Origin of the sequence: Acinetobacter gerneri DSM 14967 = CIP 107464 = MTCC 9824 (assembly GCF_000368565.1) — a bacterium.
In the GTDB taxonomy this organism is placed as follows: Bacteria; Pseudomonadota; Gammaproteobacteria; order Pseudomonadales; family Moraxellaceae; genus Acinetobacter; species Acinetobacter gerneri.
In genome coordinates, this window is the sequence record NZ_KB849544.1 from 317,979 (window position 1) to 334,257 (window position 16,279).

Below are 16,279 nucleotides of genomic sequence, written 5' to 3' on the forward strand. Positions count from 1 at the left end.
TTCATAAAATCACCATATCTAGTTTAAACATGTGTATCGAATCATGCGCCTAACTACTCGCGGTCGCTACGCAGTGACTGCACTTCTTGACTTAGCATTGCAGCCAGCTGAACAAACGATCACGCTAGCAGAAATTGCAGCTCGTCAAACTATCTCCGTCGCTTATCTTGAGCAATTATTTGCCAAGTTAAAACGTCATGGTTTGGTTTCAAGTGTTCGTGGTGCCAACGGTGGTTATCACCTTGCTCGTAATGCAGATGAAATAACTGTTTTAGAAATTATTGAAGCTGTAAATGAAACAGTGGATGCAACACGTTGTGACCATAAAGGGAACTGCCAAAATGGTGCAATGTGCTTGACACACGATTTATGGCAAGAACTCTCCTTACATATTGCCGATTATCTAGCAAAAATCACTCTCGCTGATCTTGTAGCTCGTGACAACGTGCAAACCGTTGCGCTTCGCCAAAACCCAGCAAATCTTGATTCAGCCCTTTTATCGGTTACAGGTATTTAACATGAAACGTCCGATTTATCTTGATTATGCTGCAACGACTCCAGTTGATCCTCAAGTTGCTGAGCGTATGATGGAGTGTTTAACATTTGACGGTATCTTTGGTAATGCTGCTTCTCGCTCACATGCTTATGGATGGCAAGCTGAAGAAAAAGTTGAATATGCACGTGAACAAGTTGCTAATTTAATCAAAGCTGATCCTCGTGAAATCGTGTGGACGTCTGGAGCTACAGAGTCTGACAACCTTGCACTTAAAGGTGTTGCTCAGTTCTATGGTTCTAAAGGCAAACATATCATTACAAGTAAAATTGAACATAAAGCAATTTTAGATACTTGCCGAGAATTAGAAGAAGAAGGTTTTGAGATTACTTATCTTGAACCAGAACCACAAACAGGTTTAATTACACCTGAAATGGTTGAAAAAGCGATTCGCCCTGATACAATTTTAGTTTCACTGATGATGGTGAACAATGAAATTGGTACAGTAACTGATGTTGCTGCTATCGGTGAAATCACTCGCGCACACAAAATCTTTTTCCACGTTGACGCTGCACAAGCTGCGGGTAAAGTTGAAATCGATCTTTCAACAATGAAAATCGATTTATTAAGCCTTTCTGGTCATAAAGCTTATGGCCCTAAAGGTATCGGTGCACTGTATGTACGCCGTACCCCACGTGTACGTTTAAAAGCTCAAATCCATGGTGGTGGTCATGAACGTGGTATGCGTTCTGGTACACTTGCAACTCACCAAATCGTGGGTATGGGTGAAGCATTTGAACTTGCTGGTAAAAACCTTGAAGCTGAACAAACTCGTTTACGCGTACTTCGCGATAAACTTTGGAATGGCTTACAAGATTTAGAACAAGTATTCCTTAACGGTCACCCTGTTTACAATGTTGCCAACTATCTCAATGTCAGCTTTAACTTTGTTGAAGGTGAATCTTTGATGATGGCACTCAAAGACGTTGCTGTGTCTTCTGGTTCTGCTTGTACTTCTGCAACATTAGAACCTTCATATGTACTTCGTGCATTAGGTTTATCTGACGAATTGGCTCACAGCTCAATCCGTTTTAGTTTCGGTAAATACACAACTGAAGAAGACATTGATCATGTCATCGCTATCACCAAATCAGCGGTTGAAAAGTTACGTGAACTTTCACCACTTTGGGATATGTACAAAGAAGGTATTGATCTTAATTCAGTTGAATGGGCTGAACACTAATCATCTCAAGGCATTTGATTGTAAATCTCTCAAATGCCCTCATATATAGATTATCGAGTTCAATGTTTATCAAATTTGAAAATTGATAAAAACTGATTCGATTTATGTTATCAACGCTGACCCCGAGGTTTGGAGAAGCATCATGGCTTATAGTGAAAAAGTAATTGATCATTACGAAAACCCTCGTAATGTTGGTGTTTTAGATAAAAATTCTGAAAATGTTGGTACAGGTATGGTCGGTGCACCAGCTTGTGGTGACGTTATGCGTCTGCAAATTCAAGTCAATGATAGTGGCATCATTGAAGAAGCACGCTTCAAAACTTATGGCTGTGGTTCAGCAATCGCTTCAAGCTCATTGGTTACTGAGTGGCTTAAAGGTAAAACTTTAGACGAAGCACAAGCGATTAAAAACATTGATATCGCAACTGAACTTGCTTTACCTCCTGTAAAAGTACACTGCTCTGTACTTGCAGAAGATGCAATTAAAGCTGCTGTTGAAGACTATCGCAGCAAAAAAACTAAAGCTTAATTTTTATCGTTGATGATTGAATGGAGTTTTCATGATCAATTTAACTGAAAATGCTGCAACTCATATCAGCAATTATTTAAAAAATCGCGGTAAGGGTGAAGGTATTCGCGTTGGCGTGAAAACTTCAGGCTGTTCAGGTTTGGCTTATGTACTTGAGTTTGTTGATGGTCAAGATAACCATGACCAAGTATTTGAACAGTTTGGTGTTAAAATTTTTGTTGACCCAAAAAGCTTAGTTTACCTAGATGGCATGGTTATGGACTATGTTAAAAATGGATTAAATGAAGGTTTTGAGTTTAACAACCCAAACAAAAAAGGTGAATGTGGATGCGGTGAATCATTCACTGTATAATACCTCATCTTTTGCTTAAAACAGTGCAATGCACTGTTTTAATTGCATTTACTAATCTGGAATTCACTCCCAATGAATCATTTTGAGTTATTCGACCTCCCTGAAGCACTCGATATTGATTTAGCAAATTTAAAGTCAAACTTTTTAAAATTGCAGCAACAATATCATCCCGACAAAGCCAGCGATAAAGATCAAGCACTGATAAAATCAAGTGAAATCAATCAAGCATTTAAAACTTTATCCAATGTCGATAGTCGTGCAGGATATTTGTTGGCGTTAAAAAAACAAGACCATCATCTAGACCAATCGATTAGCGATTTCGAATTTTTGCAGTCTGCACTGGAAATTCGTGAACAACTCGATGAAGCAGCTAACCATGAACAACTTCAATCTGTAAAACAAGAAGTTTCGCAGTGGATTGAAGGTCTCGTTCGTGAGTTCAAAATTGATTATACGGATGAAGATTGGGCTGAAGCACGTGATACGGTTCGTAAACTGCGCTTTTTCCAAAAAGTCATGAATGATATCGACAAAGCTGAAGATCGTTTACTTGACGATGAAGATTTCGATTTAGATGATGACTTTTAATTTGATTTATAAAATGAATATTCAAGGGATTTAACATGGCACTCTTGCAAATTGCAGAACCTGGACAATCAAGTGCGCCACATGAACATCGCATTGCCATTGGTATAGATTTAGGTACAACCCACTCTTTAGTCGCAACCGTACTTTCTGGGAAAGCCAAAGTATTGGGTGATGAACAAGGGCATGTATTATTACCTTCAGTTGTTCATTATTCTGAAAATTCTGCAGAATATGGTTATGATGCCAAACCATTCATAACCAAAGATCCTAAAAATACAATTGTTTCAGTTAAGCGTTTTATGGGGCGCTCTAAGGCCGATATTAAGTTTCAACATCCCTACTCTTTAATGGGTGCAGACAATGAAATGCCTGCTTTTGAAACAGCACAAGGTCGTAAAACACCTGTAGAAATCTCTGCTGAAATCTTAAAACAACTTAAAGATCGAGCTGAAAAAAGCTTAAATAATCCTGTGAATGGTGCAGTAATTACCGTACCGGCTTATTTTGATGAGGCACAACGTCAGGCTACACGTGATGCAGCTGAATTGGCTGGTCTCAATGTTTTACGTCTACTCAATGAACCTACTGCTGCGGCAGTTGCCTATGGTTTAGATCAAGAAACTAATCTTTCTACAGATCGCAACTACGTGATCTATGATTTGGGTGGTGGTACTTTTGACGTTTCAATTTTACGCTTTTCACAAGGCGTCTTTGAAGTCTTAGCCACTGGCGGACATACAGCCTTAGGTGGTGATGATCTTGACCGTCTGATCGTCAAATGGGCTAAAAAACAACTCAACATTGAAACATTGGACGATGCTGAATTTGCACATTTTGTGGTATCAGCACGTAAAGCCAAAGAAGCGCTCTCTGATGCTGCTTCTGTTGAAATGAAAGTTTTAGACACTACGCTAACACTTGATCGCGCTAGCTTTGAACAAATCATTAAAGTTGCTCTGGATAAAACCATTAGCGTTTGTAAACGTGTACTTCGTGACGCAAAGCTTGAATTAGACGACATTCAAAATGTCGTGTTAGTGGGTGGTTCAACCCGCTCTTATGCTGTGCAAAAAGTCGTTCAAGAAGTCTTCAATCAAGAACCTTTATGTACCATCAACCCTGATGAAGTGGTTGCAATTGGCGCTTCTATTACTGCTAATCAGTTAATCGGCAATAGCCAAGATGGTTCATTATTGTTAGACGTTACCCCGCTTTCACTTGGTTTAGAAACCATGGGAGGCTTAGTTGAGCGCCTGATTTCACGCAATACTGCGATTCCTGTAGCACGTCGCCAAGAATTTACCACCTATCAAGATGGTCAAACAGCAATGTTAATCCATGTGGTGCAAGGTGAACGTGATCTTGTTGAGCATTGCCGAAGCTTAGGTCGTTTTGTCCTACGTGGCATTCCACCAATGACTGCTGGTCAAGCACGTATCGAAGTGACTTTCCAAGTCGACGCTGATGGCTTACTCACTGTATCTGCCAAAGAAACAACTTCTGGTGTAAATGCTCAGATTGATATCAAACCTTCTTACGGCTTATCTGAATCTGACACTGAACGCCTACTATTAGATGGTTTCAAATTTGCTGAAGAAGATAAATCTTTACGTCATTTGCAAGAAACTAAAGTTGAAGCAGAACGTGAATTGGAAGCGTTAGCACAAGCAATTAAAGCAGATGCAACACTACTCGAACAAGATGAACTCGACGCATTAAATTTGGCGACCGAACAACTCAAGACCCAACTGCAAGGCACTGATCTTTCAGCAATCGAAAATGCTGTAGAACATTTGAAAAAATACAGTGATGCATTTGCAGCTAAACGTATGAATCAACATATAGATCAAGCGTTAAAAGGCACCAAACTTGATGACTGGTCAAACTCAAATTAATTAATAGGTAAAGACTATGCCACGTATTAAAGTTCTACCTCATGCCACAATTTGCCCAAATGGTGCTGAGTTTGAAGTTGAAGAAAATGCCAACCTTTGTCAAAGTTTATTGAACAATGGCATCAAAATTGAACATGCATGTGATATGTCAAAAGCATGTACCACTTGTCATGTAGTAGTACGCAAAGGCTTCGATAGTCTTGGTGAAATGGATGATGTTGAAGCGGATCTCTTAGACCGTGCATGGGGCTTAGAACCTGATTCACGCCTCTCATGCCAAGTCAAAATTGAAAATGATGACTTGGAAATTGAAATTCCCAAATACACCATCAATCATGCTTCTGAAAATCACTGATCATCTTTCAGTAATTTTTGCAAAAACCTGTCAATTTCGACAGGTTTTTTGATTATTTCATGTTTATTTTACTATTATTACAATTATAAGTATGTGATAAAATTTACCTTCTGTTTTTCAATTATTTTTAAATTTAGTCATGAATATTGTAAAATTTCTAGCCACATTTAATAATCTCAGTACATATCTCCTTCTCGCCTTGATCACCCTAATTAGTCTTGCGGCATATTTCCACTTCAACCCTTAAGCTATTATTTTCAAAAAGATAAAATCATCACTGATTGTATTTTAAATAGAAGAATTTGATCATTAAATCTTAAATGCTTTCATTTACTTTTTAATGATCAATTCTTCATTAGGCTCATAAATTTCATCTTCAGCACGAAGTAGTGCAACACCTTGTGCATTAGTCAATTTTTCTTGCACTTGAATCCGTTTGATCATCTTTTCAAGCACATCAATCAATTCAGGATATTCATAATTTTGTACTTCTTCTAAATTAAGTACCAAATTAAAACCTTTATATTCATATTCGAACCATTGCTGATTTTCGCTTTTATTATCCGAATATTTTTCCATAACTTGCCAAGTTTTGACTAAGCCTTGTATTCCTTTAAGAGAAATTGGTGCTTTTGGTGCACATAAATAATCATTTTTAACCAAGCGATAGGTTTCATCTGAAATTAAAATTTCATCAATTTCAGCCGCATATTGTAAGCGTGCTGCCAAATTCGCATCACGACCAACGATCGTATATGTCATGCGGTGGGTCGCACCATAGTTCCCAACGTGGCAATACCCCGTACTAATTCCCATACGGATATGCAATGCTGGATAACCCATTTTCACCCAGCGGGCGCGAAGTAATTTCATTTGTTGGCGCATTGCCAAAGACATATCTAAACAATTCTTTGCATCCTGTTCCACACCTTGTGAGTCAGGATCTCCAAAGAAAATCAGAATCGCATCACCCATAAATTTATCAATGGTCGCACCATATTGTTTTGCAATTTCAGTCATATGACTCAAATAGTCATTAAGTAAAAATGCTAAATCATCTGGGATCAATGTTTCTGACAACTCTGTAAAGCCTTGAATATCTGAAAAGAAAATTGTCATTTTCTTACGTTTATATTCAATTTTTGCTTCAGATTCACCACGCATAATCGATTGCCACAATTGAATCGGTGCATAACGACTCAACTGATTGGACAATTCCATATAACGGTTCATTTGTTTATAGTAATTTTCACGCTGTCCATATAGACGAGAAATACGTCTATTTTGGTAATAATTTCCAATATTGACAAAGATAATTAATGCTGCAAAAGCAACTACTGTCAACTCTGGCGTACTTTGTTCAAAATATTGATCATAACCAAAAATAAAAAAAGTATTAAAATAAAAAACTAAAATACCGACTAAAGCCGCCAAAGAGCCCATAAGAAAGGAAATTTTACTATTAACAGCTGTATAGAAAATTGCAAAAAGCAAAACAAAGGTAATCGTTAAGCTTAAATGGGTTGCAGCAAGAACAGTACTAATCGCAACAACATCAAATAAAAAATAGATATTTTTGCGAATTTTATTATCAAAACGATATTCTAACCAACGCGATAATCGCGGGCTGATAAAGATTAAAAATAACAAAAAAAATGGAATAAAAATTTGATAGTTCGCAATAGGCGACGTGAAATAATAGATCACCACCATCAGTGACAACATAAGATATCCCATCAAACGATAGAATATCTCAAATTGCTTTGGTTCTTTATCTAACATGCGATCTAAAGGCACGAAAAATCAAACTCCAAGTCTATTTAAATTATTATTTCTAAATCTTTTTATTATTTTAGCAAAAATTAGTCCATACGCCAGTCAAATGGCATATCACCTTGACCACGAAGCGCTAACATCAAGGTTTGACGCATATGTGCTAAAACATCATTGCTATAAGGAACGGCAGGCGTACCCCAAACTGGTTTTGGCCAAGCCACATCATTTTGATAACGCACAACATGATGGAAATGTAATTGCGGAACCATATTGCCGAGCGCAGCAACATTCATTTTATCAGCGCGAAAAACGCGTGAAAGTTGGCTCGATAACCAGCTAGATTCACGTAAAAATTGTTCTTGGTCAGCTTGGCTGAGTTCATAGAGTTCAGAAATGCCAGGTACACGTGGGATTAAGATTAACCACGGGAATTGCATATCATTCATTAAACGACATGTAGATAGCGGAAAATCGCCTACAAAAAAAGTATCTTGAGCAAGTTGAGGATGCAAACTAAACATATCTTTATAAATGAAGCAAATTAGAATGATGGTTAATACTATCACATCAATATAGGTGTGAATATTATTAATCATAGCTTTTAGCACAAATTAAACGACTTTTATTCGTCAAAAATCACAAATATAGCGCTTTAGTAAGCAAGATCAGCCGAAGTCACTTTTTAAGTCCAATAAGTTCAAGCTGAGTCAAATTGTTGATTGACTCAGCATTGAAGTTTAGTGACGATTGACTTAAATATTCTGCTTATTAATTTAACTCAGTAATCAATTTAGCCAATAGATCATTTATAAATTGAATACGTTTTTGATAATCTTCAAGCATCACCATCACTTTCAGCTTTTGCCCACCTTCCATTCGATAATAAGTAGGATTTTTTTGCATCAATTGGATAATACTCATCGCTTGAACAGGCGTATCTGGTGAAAATTCGATATAACCGCCATTGGCAGCAATATCAATTTTGGTTATACCCAATTGCTCTGCTTTTAAGCGCAGCTGATGCACACTAAATAATTGTTTGACGGATTGAGGTGGAACCCCAAAACGATCAATCAATTCCATGCGTATATTGTCCAATTTCTCTTGACTATCAGTATTACTGATTCGTTTATAAAATAATAAACGTTGATGCACATCACCCAAATAATCATCTGGGATCAATGCAGGCATATGTAAATTGATTTCGGCAGTCAAAGACAGCGGCGCATCGAAATTTGGTGTTTTACCCTGTTGAATCGCTTTGGTGGCTTTTTCCAGCATTTCCATATACAAACTATATCCGATTGCTTGCATAGAACCACTTTGTTGCTCACCCAACAATTCACCCGCCCCACGGATTTCCAAATCCTCAGTCGCCAGCATAAATCCAGCACCAAGATTTGAAGCGCGCGTAATAGCATCCAAACGTTTTTCGGCATCGCCTTTTAAGCCCTTAATCGAAGGAACCATAAGATAAGCATAAGCCTGATGATGCGAACGCCCGACACGTCCACGTAACTGGTGTAACTGCGCCAAGCCCAATTTATCAGCTCGTTCTATGATAATCGTATTGGCATTTGGAACATCAATCCCTGTTTCAATAATTGTTGAACAGACCAGAACATTATATTCTTTATGATAGAACTGCTGCATCACTTGCTCTAGCTCGCGTTCGCGCATTTGACCATGGGCAACGGCAACGCGGGCTTCGGGAACCAAATTACGAATATTTTCTGCAGCTCTTTCAATCGTATCGACTTCGTTGTGCAAAACATAAACCTGACCACCACGTAACAATTCACGTAAAATCGCTTCTTTCATGGTTTCGTTGGTTTGTTCATGTACAAAAGTTTTGACGGCTAAACGTCGAGCAGGAGGCGTGGCAATAATAGATAAATCACGCATTCCAGAAAATGCCATATTTAATGTTCGTGGAATCGGCGTTGCTGTTAATGTCAACATATCAACATCTGCGCGCATCGCTTTAATTCGCTCTTTATCACGAACACCAAAACGATGTTCTTCATCGACGATCATCAAACCAAGGTTTTTAAATTGCACATTTTCCTGCAATATTTTGTGTGTTCCAATCACGATATCAACTTTGCCTTCGGCTAAATCTTCTATCGTTTTCACGTGAGCTTTATTTGTTCCAAAACGTGATAAAACCTCTATACGTATCGGCCAATCTGCAAAACGATCTCTAAAGGATTCAAAATGTTGTTGTGCAAGCAAAGTCGTTGGTACTAAAACTGCGACTTGTTTGTTGTTTTGTACCGCAGTAAATGCAGCTCGCATGGCAACTTCTGTTTTTCCAAAACCCACATCACCACAGACCAAACGATCCATTGGTTTGGCTTGTTGCATATCGTAGAGTACAGCTTCGATTGCATTGGCTTGATCCAGTGTTTCCTCATAAGCAAAACCACTGGCAAACTGCATATAAGAGCCTTGTTCTAACTCAAAAGCATAACCGGGCTTGGACTGACGACGTGCTTGGATGTGTAAAAGCTCAGCAGCAACATCATGAATTTGTTCCAATGCTTTGCGCTTGGCTTTGTTCCATGCATCCGATCCAATTTTATGTAATGGTGCAAGATCTGGATCACCACCACTATAGCGACTAATCAAATGCAGATTGGTCACGGGTACGTAAACTTTGGCCTCATCAGCATAATCAAGTTGTAAAAACTCATGATCTTGATCATCAATGCTCAGCGTGACCAAGCCAGCATAGCGCCCAACCCCATGATCAATATGCACTACTGGCGCACCAATATTTAGCTCAGTTAAACTTCTGACCAAAAATTCTTCAGAAACTTCTTGTTGACGCTTTCTGCGACGCTGCACAACACGATGTTCATAAAGCTGATTTTCAGAAATGACGGTCAAGTGATCCGTAATCACCAAACCACGATCAAGCGGCGCACTGGTAATCGCAATCGAAAATTGCTTATCTTGAAATTGAGCAAAATTTTCAACCACAGGAATTTCACCCAAACTTGAACGTAATGCGTCTTTCAAAGTTTCACGGCGACCTGCACTTTCAGCCACCAATAACACTGGATGATTGGCATGATCGATATATTTTTTTACAACATGAAAAGGTTGTTCTGATTTTGGATCAACAGCCAATTTTGCAGGTTGTTCAGTCGGTAAATTGATTGCCCCTGATTTTTCTTCAATAACTTCATGTCCCACGATGATTCGTGGAAATCCATTGATATTTTCAAAAATTTGATTTGGCTGAATGAAAATTTCATCAGGTGGTAAAATAGGTTGATCTACATTATGTCTGCGATCTTCATAACGGCGATGTATTTCTTTCCAAAAATTGATTAACTCATCATCCACATGTTTATCTGTAATGACAATAGAATGACTTGGCAAGTACGAAGTAATGCAACTTTGTGTTTGCATAGCTTCTTTGCTAAAAAATAGTGGAAAATAAAAATCGAGTCCCGAGGATGCGATTCCTTCTAAAGCATCCAAATAAATTGGATTTTTCTTAGGATTTGCCGTTGGGAAACTCATCGCATAACGATCACGAAAAACTGAACGCCCTTCTTTTAAAGGAAATTCTCTCGCAGGCAATACCGTAAAATGATCCAGTGTTGTGGTCGTTCTTTGTGTTTCTGGATCGAAAAATTTTAAGCTATCAATTTCATCATCAAATAGGTCTATACGAATAGGCGCACTTTGCCCCGATGCATAAATGTCCATAATGCTACCGCGGACAGCAAATTCTCCATGATCGTATACGGTATCAACCAAATGATAACCCGCCTGAATCAGGCGCATTTTTTGTTGTTCTAAGTCAAACTTTTGACCCACTTTAATATCAAAATGCTCACCCAAAACCCATGAAGTCGGTGCTACACGTTGAGCCAGTGTTGTTGCAGAAATCAGTAACACACCTTTTTGTGGAATATTGGCTAAAATAGCTAATCGTTCAGAAACGATATCTTGATGTGGAGATAAGCGATCATAAGGTAAAACCTCCCAATCTGGGAAAATCGTCGGTTTTATACCATAAAATTCGAGCTCACTTTCTAGTTGCCCTAAATGCTGATTGTTACGAGCAACCAGTACAAAAAGTTTTTCGGACTTTTGCGCTATTTCTTTAAACAATAAGGATGCAGATGAACCGAACATTGTGCCGATCCATCTTTTTTCGCCTGCTTTGAGTTGTTGTAAATTAAGCTCTGAAATTTCTTTTTGGAACATAGAATCGCATAGGGTCTAAAAGACATGAGCGATAGTTTAACATGATGACTCTACAGATTTGGATAATTAGTCTCGATAAAAATCCTTTATCTACGTTTTTATAATAAAAGCATGAACCGCCTTTACAAGCTAAGTGTCTTCATCTGTATGGCTTGATCAGACGCTGTATAAAAACGATATATTATTATGATTTATCACGTTTAAATTCACGATAATAATCATTTAACTTTCGAATAATTTCTTTAAACTCAAGTAAATTTTCTTGAGTATTTCCCAAACGCGCGACATAGCGCCCTGAAGCTATTTCCAAATCGATTTTTTCATTCATTAAAATAGAAGTATAAAAAAGTGCTTTAAGATCATCAAAATTTGATAATTTACGATTTGAAAAATAGATTAAACGTTCTGAAAGTTCGTTTACCGCACAACCATTGATGATATAACCCTGTTCTTCATCAAATTTCATATCATTTTCACGTAAAAATACTTGTTCAGCACTTTCTTTGTTACTTTTAAACAATTCACTCAATTTATTGAACATAGGAATGACACTTTCAATCTAAAACAACTCATCATAACGCCATTTCTACAAAAAATTAAGCTTAAATAATGCCAAAGCACAAGGCATGTATAGATTGATTATGCCTTGTGCTTAAACATAAATGACTTTATTCGTCGCCTAAATCATCAAGAAAATCAACAGTAGGCACAAAAAACAATGTTCCAGTTACTGCCGTACTAAAGTCAAGTAATTGATCCAGATGCCCTTCCGCACTACCTTGAAACATATGTTCTAGCATTTGGCGTGTGGTACTGAACTTACCCGCATAACCTATAAAATAAGTACCATATTCATTTTTTGACGGGTTTGAAAATGGCATATTGGCACGGACTATTTTCAGCTCATTTCCATCTTCGTCAAAAGCTTTACTCACTACATTATGTGCAGTTTGGGGTTTAACATCATCACCCAGTTCTACATCATTAAATTTTCGACGACCGATGACTTTTTCTTGCTCTTCAGTGCTTAAAGCACGCCATTTATTCATATCATGCAAATATTTTTGTACAAATGCATAACTACCACCCGTGTGTTCAGGATCTTCTTTCCCCACCAATGCGTACGCAGAGGCGATTTCAGCTTCAGGATTTTCTGTTCCATCTACAAAACCAATGATTGCTCGACCATCAAAATATCTAAAACCATGAACTTCATCAATCGGATAGGTCACATCTTGCAACTGTTCTTGGATAATACTTGCCAACTCAAAACATAAAGCTTGGCGATCAGCACGAATATGGAAAAATAGATCACCTTCGGTCGATACGGCAGTATATTTAGGTCCTTTGATTTCTTTAAAAATCTCTAACTCTTTTGGTTTACTTAGATGATCAAAAAGTAAACCCCATGCTTGAGCACCAAAACCTAAAGTCGCACTAAACTGCGCATCTGGATAACGATTGTTTAAACTACGGGTTAAAGCTGAAAAATTTGCTGCAAAATCAATTATCTTATCTTTTACATCTTGTGTTTTATTTAAGCCTAAAACAATAAATAGTGCATTTTCCCCAGGACGATTCATGACGGGTTGAATTCGAGTATGAGTCATTGTTTTACCTTATATTCAAAGCTTATAGATTATTTTACAATGTAGCATGATATGTGCTTTTTACAGTTATTATTTAGCAACAATTGTCCCTGCTCGCTTATAACCATAAATAGTAAAAACGTTATTGTTCAATTGAAATGGAATATGTTCACGGATCAATATTTTTTCCAATGCTTCTGTCTCATCTTGAATCTCATTTTCAATCAATTTTCCACGGAACGTAGATAACATTGCTTTCACTTCGATATATTCAATACAGAAAAATATAGGCATTCCTTCATCAAAGAAACAACTCCAATCTCCGATATAGTTTGGAATCCCGATAAGTACTGATTCTTGCTCAGCATTATTAAGTAGTTTTACGGTATAAGCTGGAGGAAAAGCCAATTCATGTATACAGTGGATCAGCTTTAACCATTTTGTATCGTTCATCAGGGAATAAAACTGCTGTGTTTGAAGTATTTTATTTATTTTCTGTTTAAATAACGGTATATCAGGATGTCCCACTGCCTGCTTATATCGCCGATAATTTTCTTGTAAGTTGTACATTTAAAGATCCAAAAGCATTTGAATATTCAAATGCTTTTTACTGTACGAATGAGTTAAGCACCATAGTAACGCTTTAAATAGCTCACAATATCTTTCGATTCAAACAATTGCGCTCCAGTATTTGGATCTTCCAAATACGGTAATTGAATATCTTTTTTAGCTCGTCCCATGACTGTAACGACCTGTTCACGTTTTCCACCTTTAATTGGAATATATTGACCCGGTTTTAAACGTAAAACTGCTGGCCCTTGATCTTGCCAACGCTCTTTTGCAACATTATGAAATACAAAGGGAATTTCAAGTTCAGCCAATACACCACGCACAACACGAGTAAATGGGCTCGCTTCAAAACCCCAAAGTTCCAATAACTTTTCAGGTGCTTGACGATTGACTATTTTTTTATCGATCCAAACACCTCGTGCACCATTGATTAGAGTGCCTGCAAATGCTGCAACAGGGATTTTAGGATAATGTGCATATTTTTTTGGAGTCGTTCCACTTTTCCCATAATTTTTAAACAAATGATGAATGATCTCTTGTGACTCATAGAGTTGTTCACCAGTATTTTCATCCACCAAAAAAGGAAACTGTAGTTTTCCACCTTTTTCTTTCACAATTTTACGGTACTTTTCACCACCTTTTGGACATGGATAAACTTCATAATCCAAATTTAGCGTGGTTAATACTTCACGCACACGGCGACAAAATGGTGAACCTTCGAACTCATAGAGTTTTAAGGCTTTATTCGGTTGCTTCGGGAATGCTGTGCCATTTGCACCACGCCCACCTTCTGTCAACGCAGATGCAAGTGCTTGAACAACTTGAATTGAATGATTCACCATTTATTTTTCCTTTTAGAGGTTAACTAATTTTTCTTTAGCCACCACAATGCCATTATTATCTGCATAGAGATAATCACCTGATTGGATTGTGATTCCACCAAAATACAGGGCTACATCTACTTCGCCTATGCCTTTTCGATTACTTTTTTGTGGAATTGAAGCCAATGCATGCACACCCAAGTCCAATTCGGCTAGTGCATCTACATCACGAACACAGCCATAAATCACAACACCATTCCAGTGATTTTTCACAGCAGATTCAGCGATCATATCGCCCATCAAGGCACAGCGCATCGATGCCCCACCATCAACCACTAAAACCTTACCTGTACCTTCTGTAGCCAAAAGCTCTTTGACTCGAGAATTGTCCTCAAAACATTTTACTGTAACAACCTGACCACCAAATGTTTTACGTGCACCATAACTTTTAAAATATTTACCATCCATAGACGGAATCAAAGTCTGAATGGCTTTTTCAGGGTTATCATCTAATAAATCACAGGTAACGAATGGAACTGTAGTCACTTTTTATCTCCATGTATCAAAGTTTAAAAATCAATGAGCTTTGCTTCAATTTCTAAGAATCACTGTTTTTCAGTATGCTTAAGTTATCATAAATTTTAAATTTTTCAGTCTGAGTTCGTGCTGCCTCGACCATAGTATGAGCCACTTGTTCAGCCGTGACAGGCTTATATTTAAATGAAGATGGTACTAAATGTGCAAACTTTTTATATAAGTTTTGAGTTGCATTTTCCAGTGTTCTTTTTTCATTTCTTTCCCCCAACAATAAAGAAGGACGAATAATCGAAACTTTTTCCAAATCTAATTGCTGAATATAGTCTTCTAACTGACCTTTTACATTGTTATAAAAAATTTTGGAATGTGCATTTGCGCCCATTGCACTGACCAATAAAAAATGTGCTTCGGTGGTCTCAAGCAAGTCAGCAAGATGTGCATTAATTTCATAATCAATATTCCAAAAGTTTTCTTTGGAACCTGCTTTTTTAATGGTCGAGCCTAAACAACTAAAGACATGACTAAAACCATTTACATCCTGATCACCCAACATCAAAAAATCATCTAACTGCATTTGCTGGACTTTGGGATAACGTGAAAATTCAGCATCTTCATGTCTTACGATTAGGGTAATATTGTCATAATTTGCATCAAAATTAAGCTGTTTTACCAAGGCACGACCGACCAAACCAGTTGCCCCAATGATCAATGCATTTTTTATCGAATTAGCCATTTTTTAATCAAACTCCTTTAGATAATCATAATATAGCGTTTTATTTAAACTTTATCTGTAGCAAAAATGGTGTCAAAGCATGTCAAGACTTGACTTTGGCCCCATGTTTAATCACAATATGGCACTTGTTTACGGGCTGGTTATAGTTCTTCTGATGTTGGTTTTCAGTTGTAATTGCAGCCCGCCCAGACCAATCTAATTCAAGGAGTGCACGAGTGGCAAACTCTGCTCAAGCAAAAAAACGTGCTCGTCAAAACGTTAAAGCACGTAAACACAACGCAAGCTTGCGTTCTATGGTTCGTACTTATATCAAACGCACAGTAGCTGCTATTGCTGCTGGCGATTATGCTGTTGCTACAGAAGCTTATAAAACAGCTGTTCCTGTAATCGACCGCATGGCTGATAAAGGCATCATCCATAAAAACAAAGCAGCTCGTCATAAGAGCCGTTTAAATGCACAAGTTAAAGCGTTAGCTAACTAATTTTTGCATAAAAAGAGCCCTTTCAAAGGGCTTTTTTTGTATCTAATTTTTGTATCAATAGTCATGATTTATCTGCGCTAACGATACAA

At 37.6% G+C, this 16,279-nt stretch carries 17 protein-coding genes; 8 read left to right on the forward strand and 9 right to left on the reverse strand.

Annotated features, from left to right (window positions below):
• Nucleotides 1-43 precede the first annotated feature (43 nt).
• The 7 genes from F960_RS12755 to fdx all read left to right on the forward strand — a co-directional run bounded on the left by F960_RS12755 (nt 44) and on the right by fdx (nt 5,455).
• Complete coding sequence (locus F960_RS12755; RefSeq protein WP_004865761.1) at nt 44-517, forward strand: Rrf2 family transcriptional regulator; 474 nt, start codon at nt 44-46, stop codon at nt 515-517.
• 1 nt (nt 518) lies between these two features.
• Nucleotides 519-1,736 (forward strand): IscS subfamily cysteine desulfurase, encoded by a 1,218-nt coding sequence (locus F960_RS12760; protein ID WP_004865763.1) that lies wholly within the window; start codon nt 519-521, stop codon nt 1,734-1,736.
• Nucleotides 1,737-1,878: 142 nt separating this feature from the next.
• Nucleotides 1,879-2,265, forward strand: coding sequence for a Fe-S cluster assembly scaffold IscU (gene iscU / locus F960_RS12765; protein ID WP_004865765.1), 387 nt, complete (start codon nt 1,879-1,881; stop codon nt 2,263-2,265).
• A 31-nt stretch (nt 2,266-2,296) separates the two neighbouring features.
• The gene (gene iscA, locus F960_RS12770; RefSeq protein ID WP_004865768.1) at nt 2,297-2,617 is read left to right on the forward strand and encodes an iron-sulfur cluster assembly protein IscA; all 321 of its coding nucleotides are present in this window, start codon (nt 2,297-2,299) and stop codon (nt 2,615-2,617) included.
• A 72-nt stretch (nt 2,618-2,689) separates the two neighbouring features.
• A complete protein-coding gene (hscB, locus tag F960_RS12775; RefSeq protein ID WP_004865771.1) occupies nt 2,690-3,205 on the forward strand; it encodes a Fe-S protein assembly co-chaperone HscB in 516 nt (171 codons plus the stop codon).
• A gap of 35 nt (nt 3,206-3,240) precedes the next feature.
• The gene (gene hscA, locus F960_RS12780) at nt 3,241-5,100 is read left to right on the forward strand and encodes a Fe-S protein assembly chaperone HscA (protein WP_004865773.1); all 1,860 of its coding nucleotides are present in this window, start codon (nt 3,241-3,243) and stop codon (nt 5,098-5,100) included.
• 16 nt (nt 5,101-5,116) lie between these two features.
• Nucleotides 5,117-5,455: an ISC system 2Fe-2S type ferredoxin gene (gene fdx, locus F960_RS12785; RefSeq protein ID WP_004865776.1), complete on the forward strand. Its 339-nt coding sequence runs from the start codon at nt 5,117-5,119 to the stop codon at nt 5,453-5,455.
• A gap of 330 nt (nt 5,456-5,785) precedes the next feature.
• Here the strand turns inward: fdx and F960_RS12790 are convergent, their stop codons facing one another.
• The 9 genes from F960_RS12790 to F960_RS12830 all read right to left on the reverse strand — a co-directional run bounded on the left by F960_RS12790 (nt 5,786) and on the right by F960_RS12830 (nt 15,708).
• The gene (locus tag F960_RS12790) at nt 5,786-7,252 is read right to left on the reverse strand and encodes an adenylate/guanylate cyclase domain-containing protein (protein ID WP_004865779.1); all 1,467 of its coding nucleotides are present in this window, start codon (nt 7,250-7,252) and stop codon (nt 5,786-5,788) included.
• A gap of 65 nt (nt 7,253-7,317) precedes the next feature.
• The gene (locus tag F960_RS12795) at nt 7,318-7,752 is read right to left on the reverse strand and encodes an HIT domain-containing protein (RefSeq protein ID WP_020846881.1); all 435 of its coding nucleotides are present in this window, start codon (nt 7,750-7,752) and stop codon (nt 7,318-7,320) included.
• A gap of 247 nt (nt 7,753-7,999) precedes the next feature.
• Nucleotides 8,000-11,458 carry a transcription-repair coupling factor gene (gene mfd, locus F960_RS12800; RefSeq protein ID WP_004865783.1) on the reverse strand — a complete coding sequence of 1,153 codons (3,459 nt, stop codon included), beginning with the start codon at nt 11,456-11,458 and terminating at the stop codon, nt 8,000-8,002.
• A gap of 184 nt (nt 11,459-11,642) precedes the next feature.
• The gene (locus tag F960_RS12805) at nt 11,643-11,999 is read right to left on the reverse strand and encodes a hypothetical protein (RefSeq protein ID WP_004865785.1); all 357 of its coding nucleotides are present in this window, start codon (nt 11,997-11,999) and stop codon (nt 11,643-11,645) included.
• Between the two features lie 127 nt (nt 12,000-12,126).
• Nucleotides 12,127-13,068: a Dyp-type peroxidase gene (locus F960_RS12810; protein ID WP_004865787.1), complete on the reverse strand. Its 942-nt coding sequence runs from the start codon at nt 13,066-13,068 to the stop codon at nt 12,127-12,129.
• Nucleotides 13,069-13,137: 69 nt separating this feature from the next.
• Nucleotides 13,138-13,617, reverse strand: coding sequence for a DUF6678 family protein (locus tag F960_RS12815; protein ID WP_004865789.1), 480 nt, complete (start codon nt 13,615-13,617; stop codon nt 13,138-13,140).
• A gap of 53 nt (nt 13,618-13,670) precedes the next feature.
• Nucleotides 13,671-14,459: a glutathione S-transferase N-terminal domain-containing protein gene (locus tag F960_RS12820; RefSeq protein WP_004865791.1), complete on the reverse strand. Its 789-nt coding sequence runs from the start codon at nt 14,457-14,459 to the stop codon at nt 13,671-13,673.
• 12 nt (nt 14,460-14,471) lie between these two features.
• A complete protein-coding gene (gene rraA, locus F960_RS12825; RefSeq protein ID WP_004865793.1) occupies nt 14,472-14,984 on the reverse strand; it encodes a ribonuclease E activity regulator RraA in 513 nt (170 codons plus the stop codon).
• A 52-nt stretch (nt 14,985-15,036) separates the two neighbouring features.
• Nucleotides 15,037-15,708, reverse strand: a complete 672-nt coding sequence (locus F960_RS12830) for an NAD(P)H-binding protein (RefSeq protein ID WP_004865795.1) — start codon at nt 15,706-15,708, stop codon at nt 15,037-15,039.
• Between the two features lie 215 nt (nt 15,709-15,923).
• Between F960_RS12830 and rpsT the strand changes: the two genes are divergently transcribed.
• A complete protein-coding gene (gene rpsT, locus F960_RS12835) occupies nt 15,924-16,190 on the forward strand; it encodes a 30S ribosomal protein S20 (protein ID WP_004865797.1) in 267 nt (88 codons plus the stop codon).
• Nucleotides 16,191-16,279 lie beyond the last annotated feature (89 nt).

What these genes read in the sequence shown, in the direction of transcription:
- F960_RS12830 (WP_004865795.1), bottom strand. Translation starts at nt 15,708, where the DNA reads ATGGCTAATTCGATAAAAAATGCATTGATCATTGGGGCAACTGGTTTG.
- iscU (WP_004865765.1), top strand. Translation starts at nt 1,879, where the DNA reads ATGGCTTATAGTGAAAAAGTAATTGATCATTACGAAAACCCTCGTAAT.
- F960_RS12760 (WP_004865763.1), top strand. Translation starts at nt 519, where the DNA reads ATGAAACGTCCGATTTATCTTGATTATGCTGCAACGACTCCAGTTGAT.
- mfd (WP_004865783.1), bottom strand. Translation starts at nt 11,458, where the DNA reads ATGTTCCAAAAAGAAATTTCAGAGCTTAATTTACAACAACTCAAAGCA.
- hscA (WP_004865773.1), top strand. Translation starts at nt 3,241, where the DNA reads ATGGCACTCTTGCAAATTGCAGAACCTGGACAATCAAGTGCGCCACAT.
- F960_RS12820 (WP_004865791.1), bottom strand. Translation starts at nt 14,459, where the DNA reads ATGGTGAATCATTCAATTCAAGTTGTTCAAGCACTTGCATCTGCGTTG.
- hscB (WP_004865771.1), top strand. Translation starts at nt 2,690, where the DNA reads ATGAATCATTTTGAGTTATTCGACCTCCCTGAAGCACTCGATATTGAT.
- F960_RS12810 (WP_004865787.1), bottom strand. Translation starts at nt 13,068, where the DNA reads ATGACTCATACTCGAATTCAACCCGTCATGAATCGTCCTGGGGAAAAT.
- F960_RS12805 (WP_004865785.1), bottom strand. Translation starts at nt 11,999, where the DNA reads ATGTTCAATAAATTGAGTGAATTGTTTAAAAGTAACAAAGAAAGTGCT.
- fdx (WP_004865776.1), top strand. Translation starts at nt 5,117, where the DNA reads ATGCCACGTATTAAAGTTCTACCTCATGCCACAATTTGCCCAAATGGT.
- iscA (WP_004865768.1), top strand. Translation starts at nt 2,297, where the DNA reads ATGATCAATTTAACTGAAAATGCTGCAACTCATATCAGCAATTATTTA.
- F960_RS12755 (WP_004865761.1), top strand. Translation starts at nt 44, where the DNA reads ATGCGCCTAACTACTCGCGGTCGCTACGCAGTGACTGCACTTCTTGAC.
- F960_RS12795 (WP_020846881.1), bottom strand. Translation starts at nt 7,752, where the DNA reads ATGTTTAGTTTGCATCCTCAACTTGCTCAAGATACTTTTTTTGTAGGC.
- F960_RS12815 (WP_004865789.1), bottom strand. Translation starts at nt 13,617, where the DNA reads ATGTACAACTTACAAGAAAATTATCGGCGATATAAGCAGGCAGTGGGA.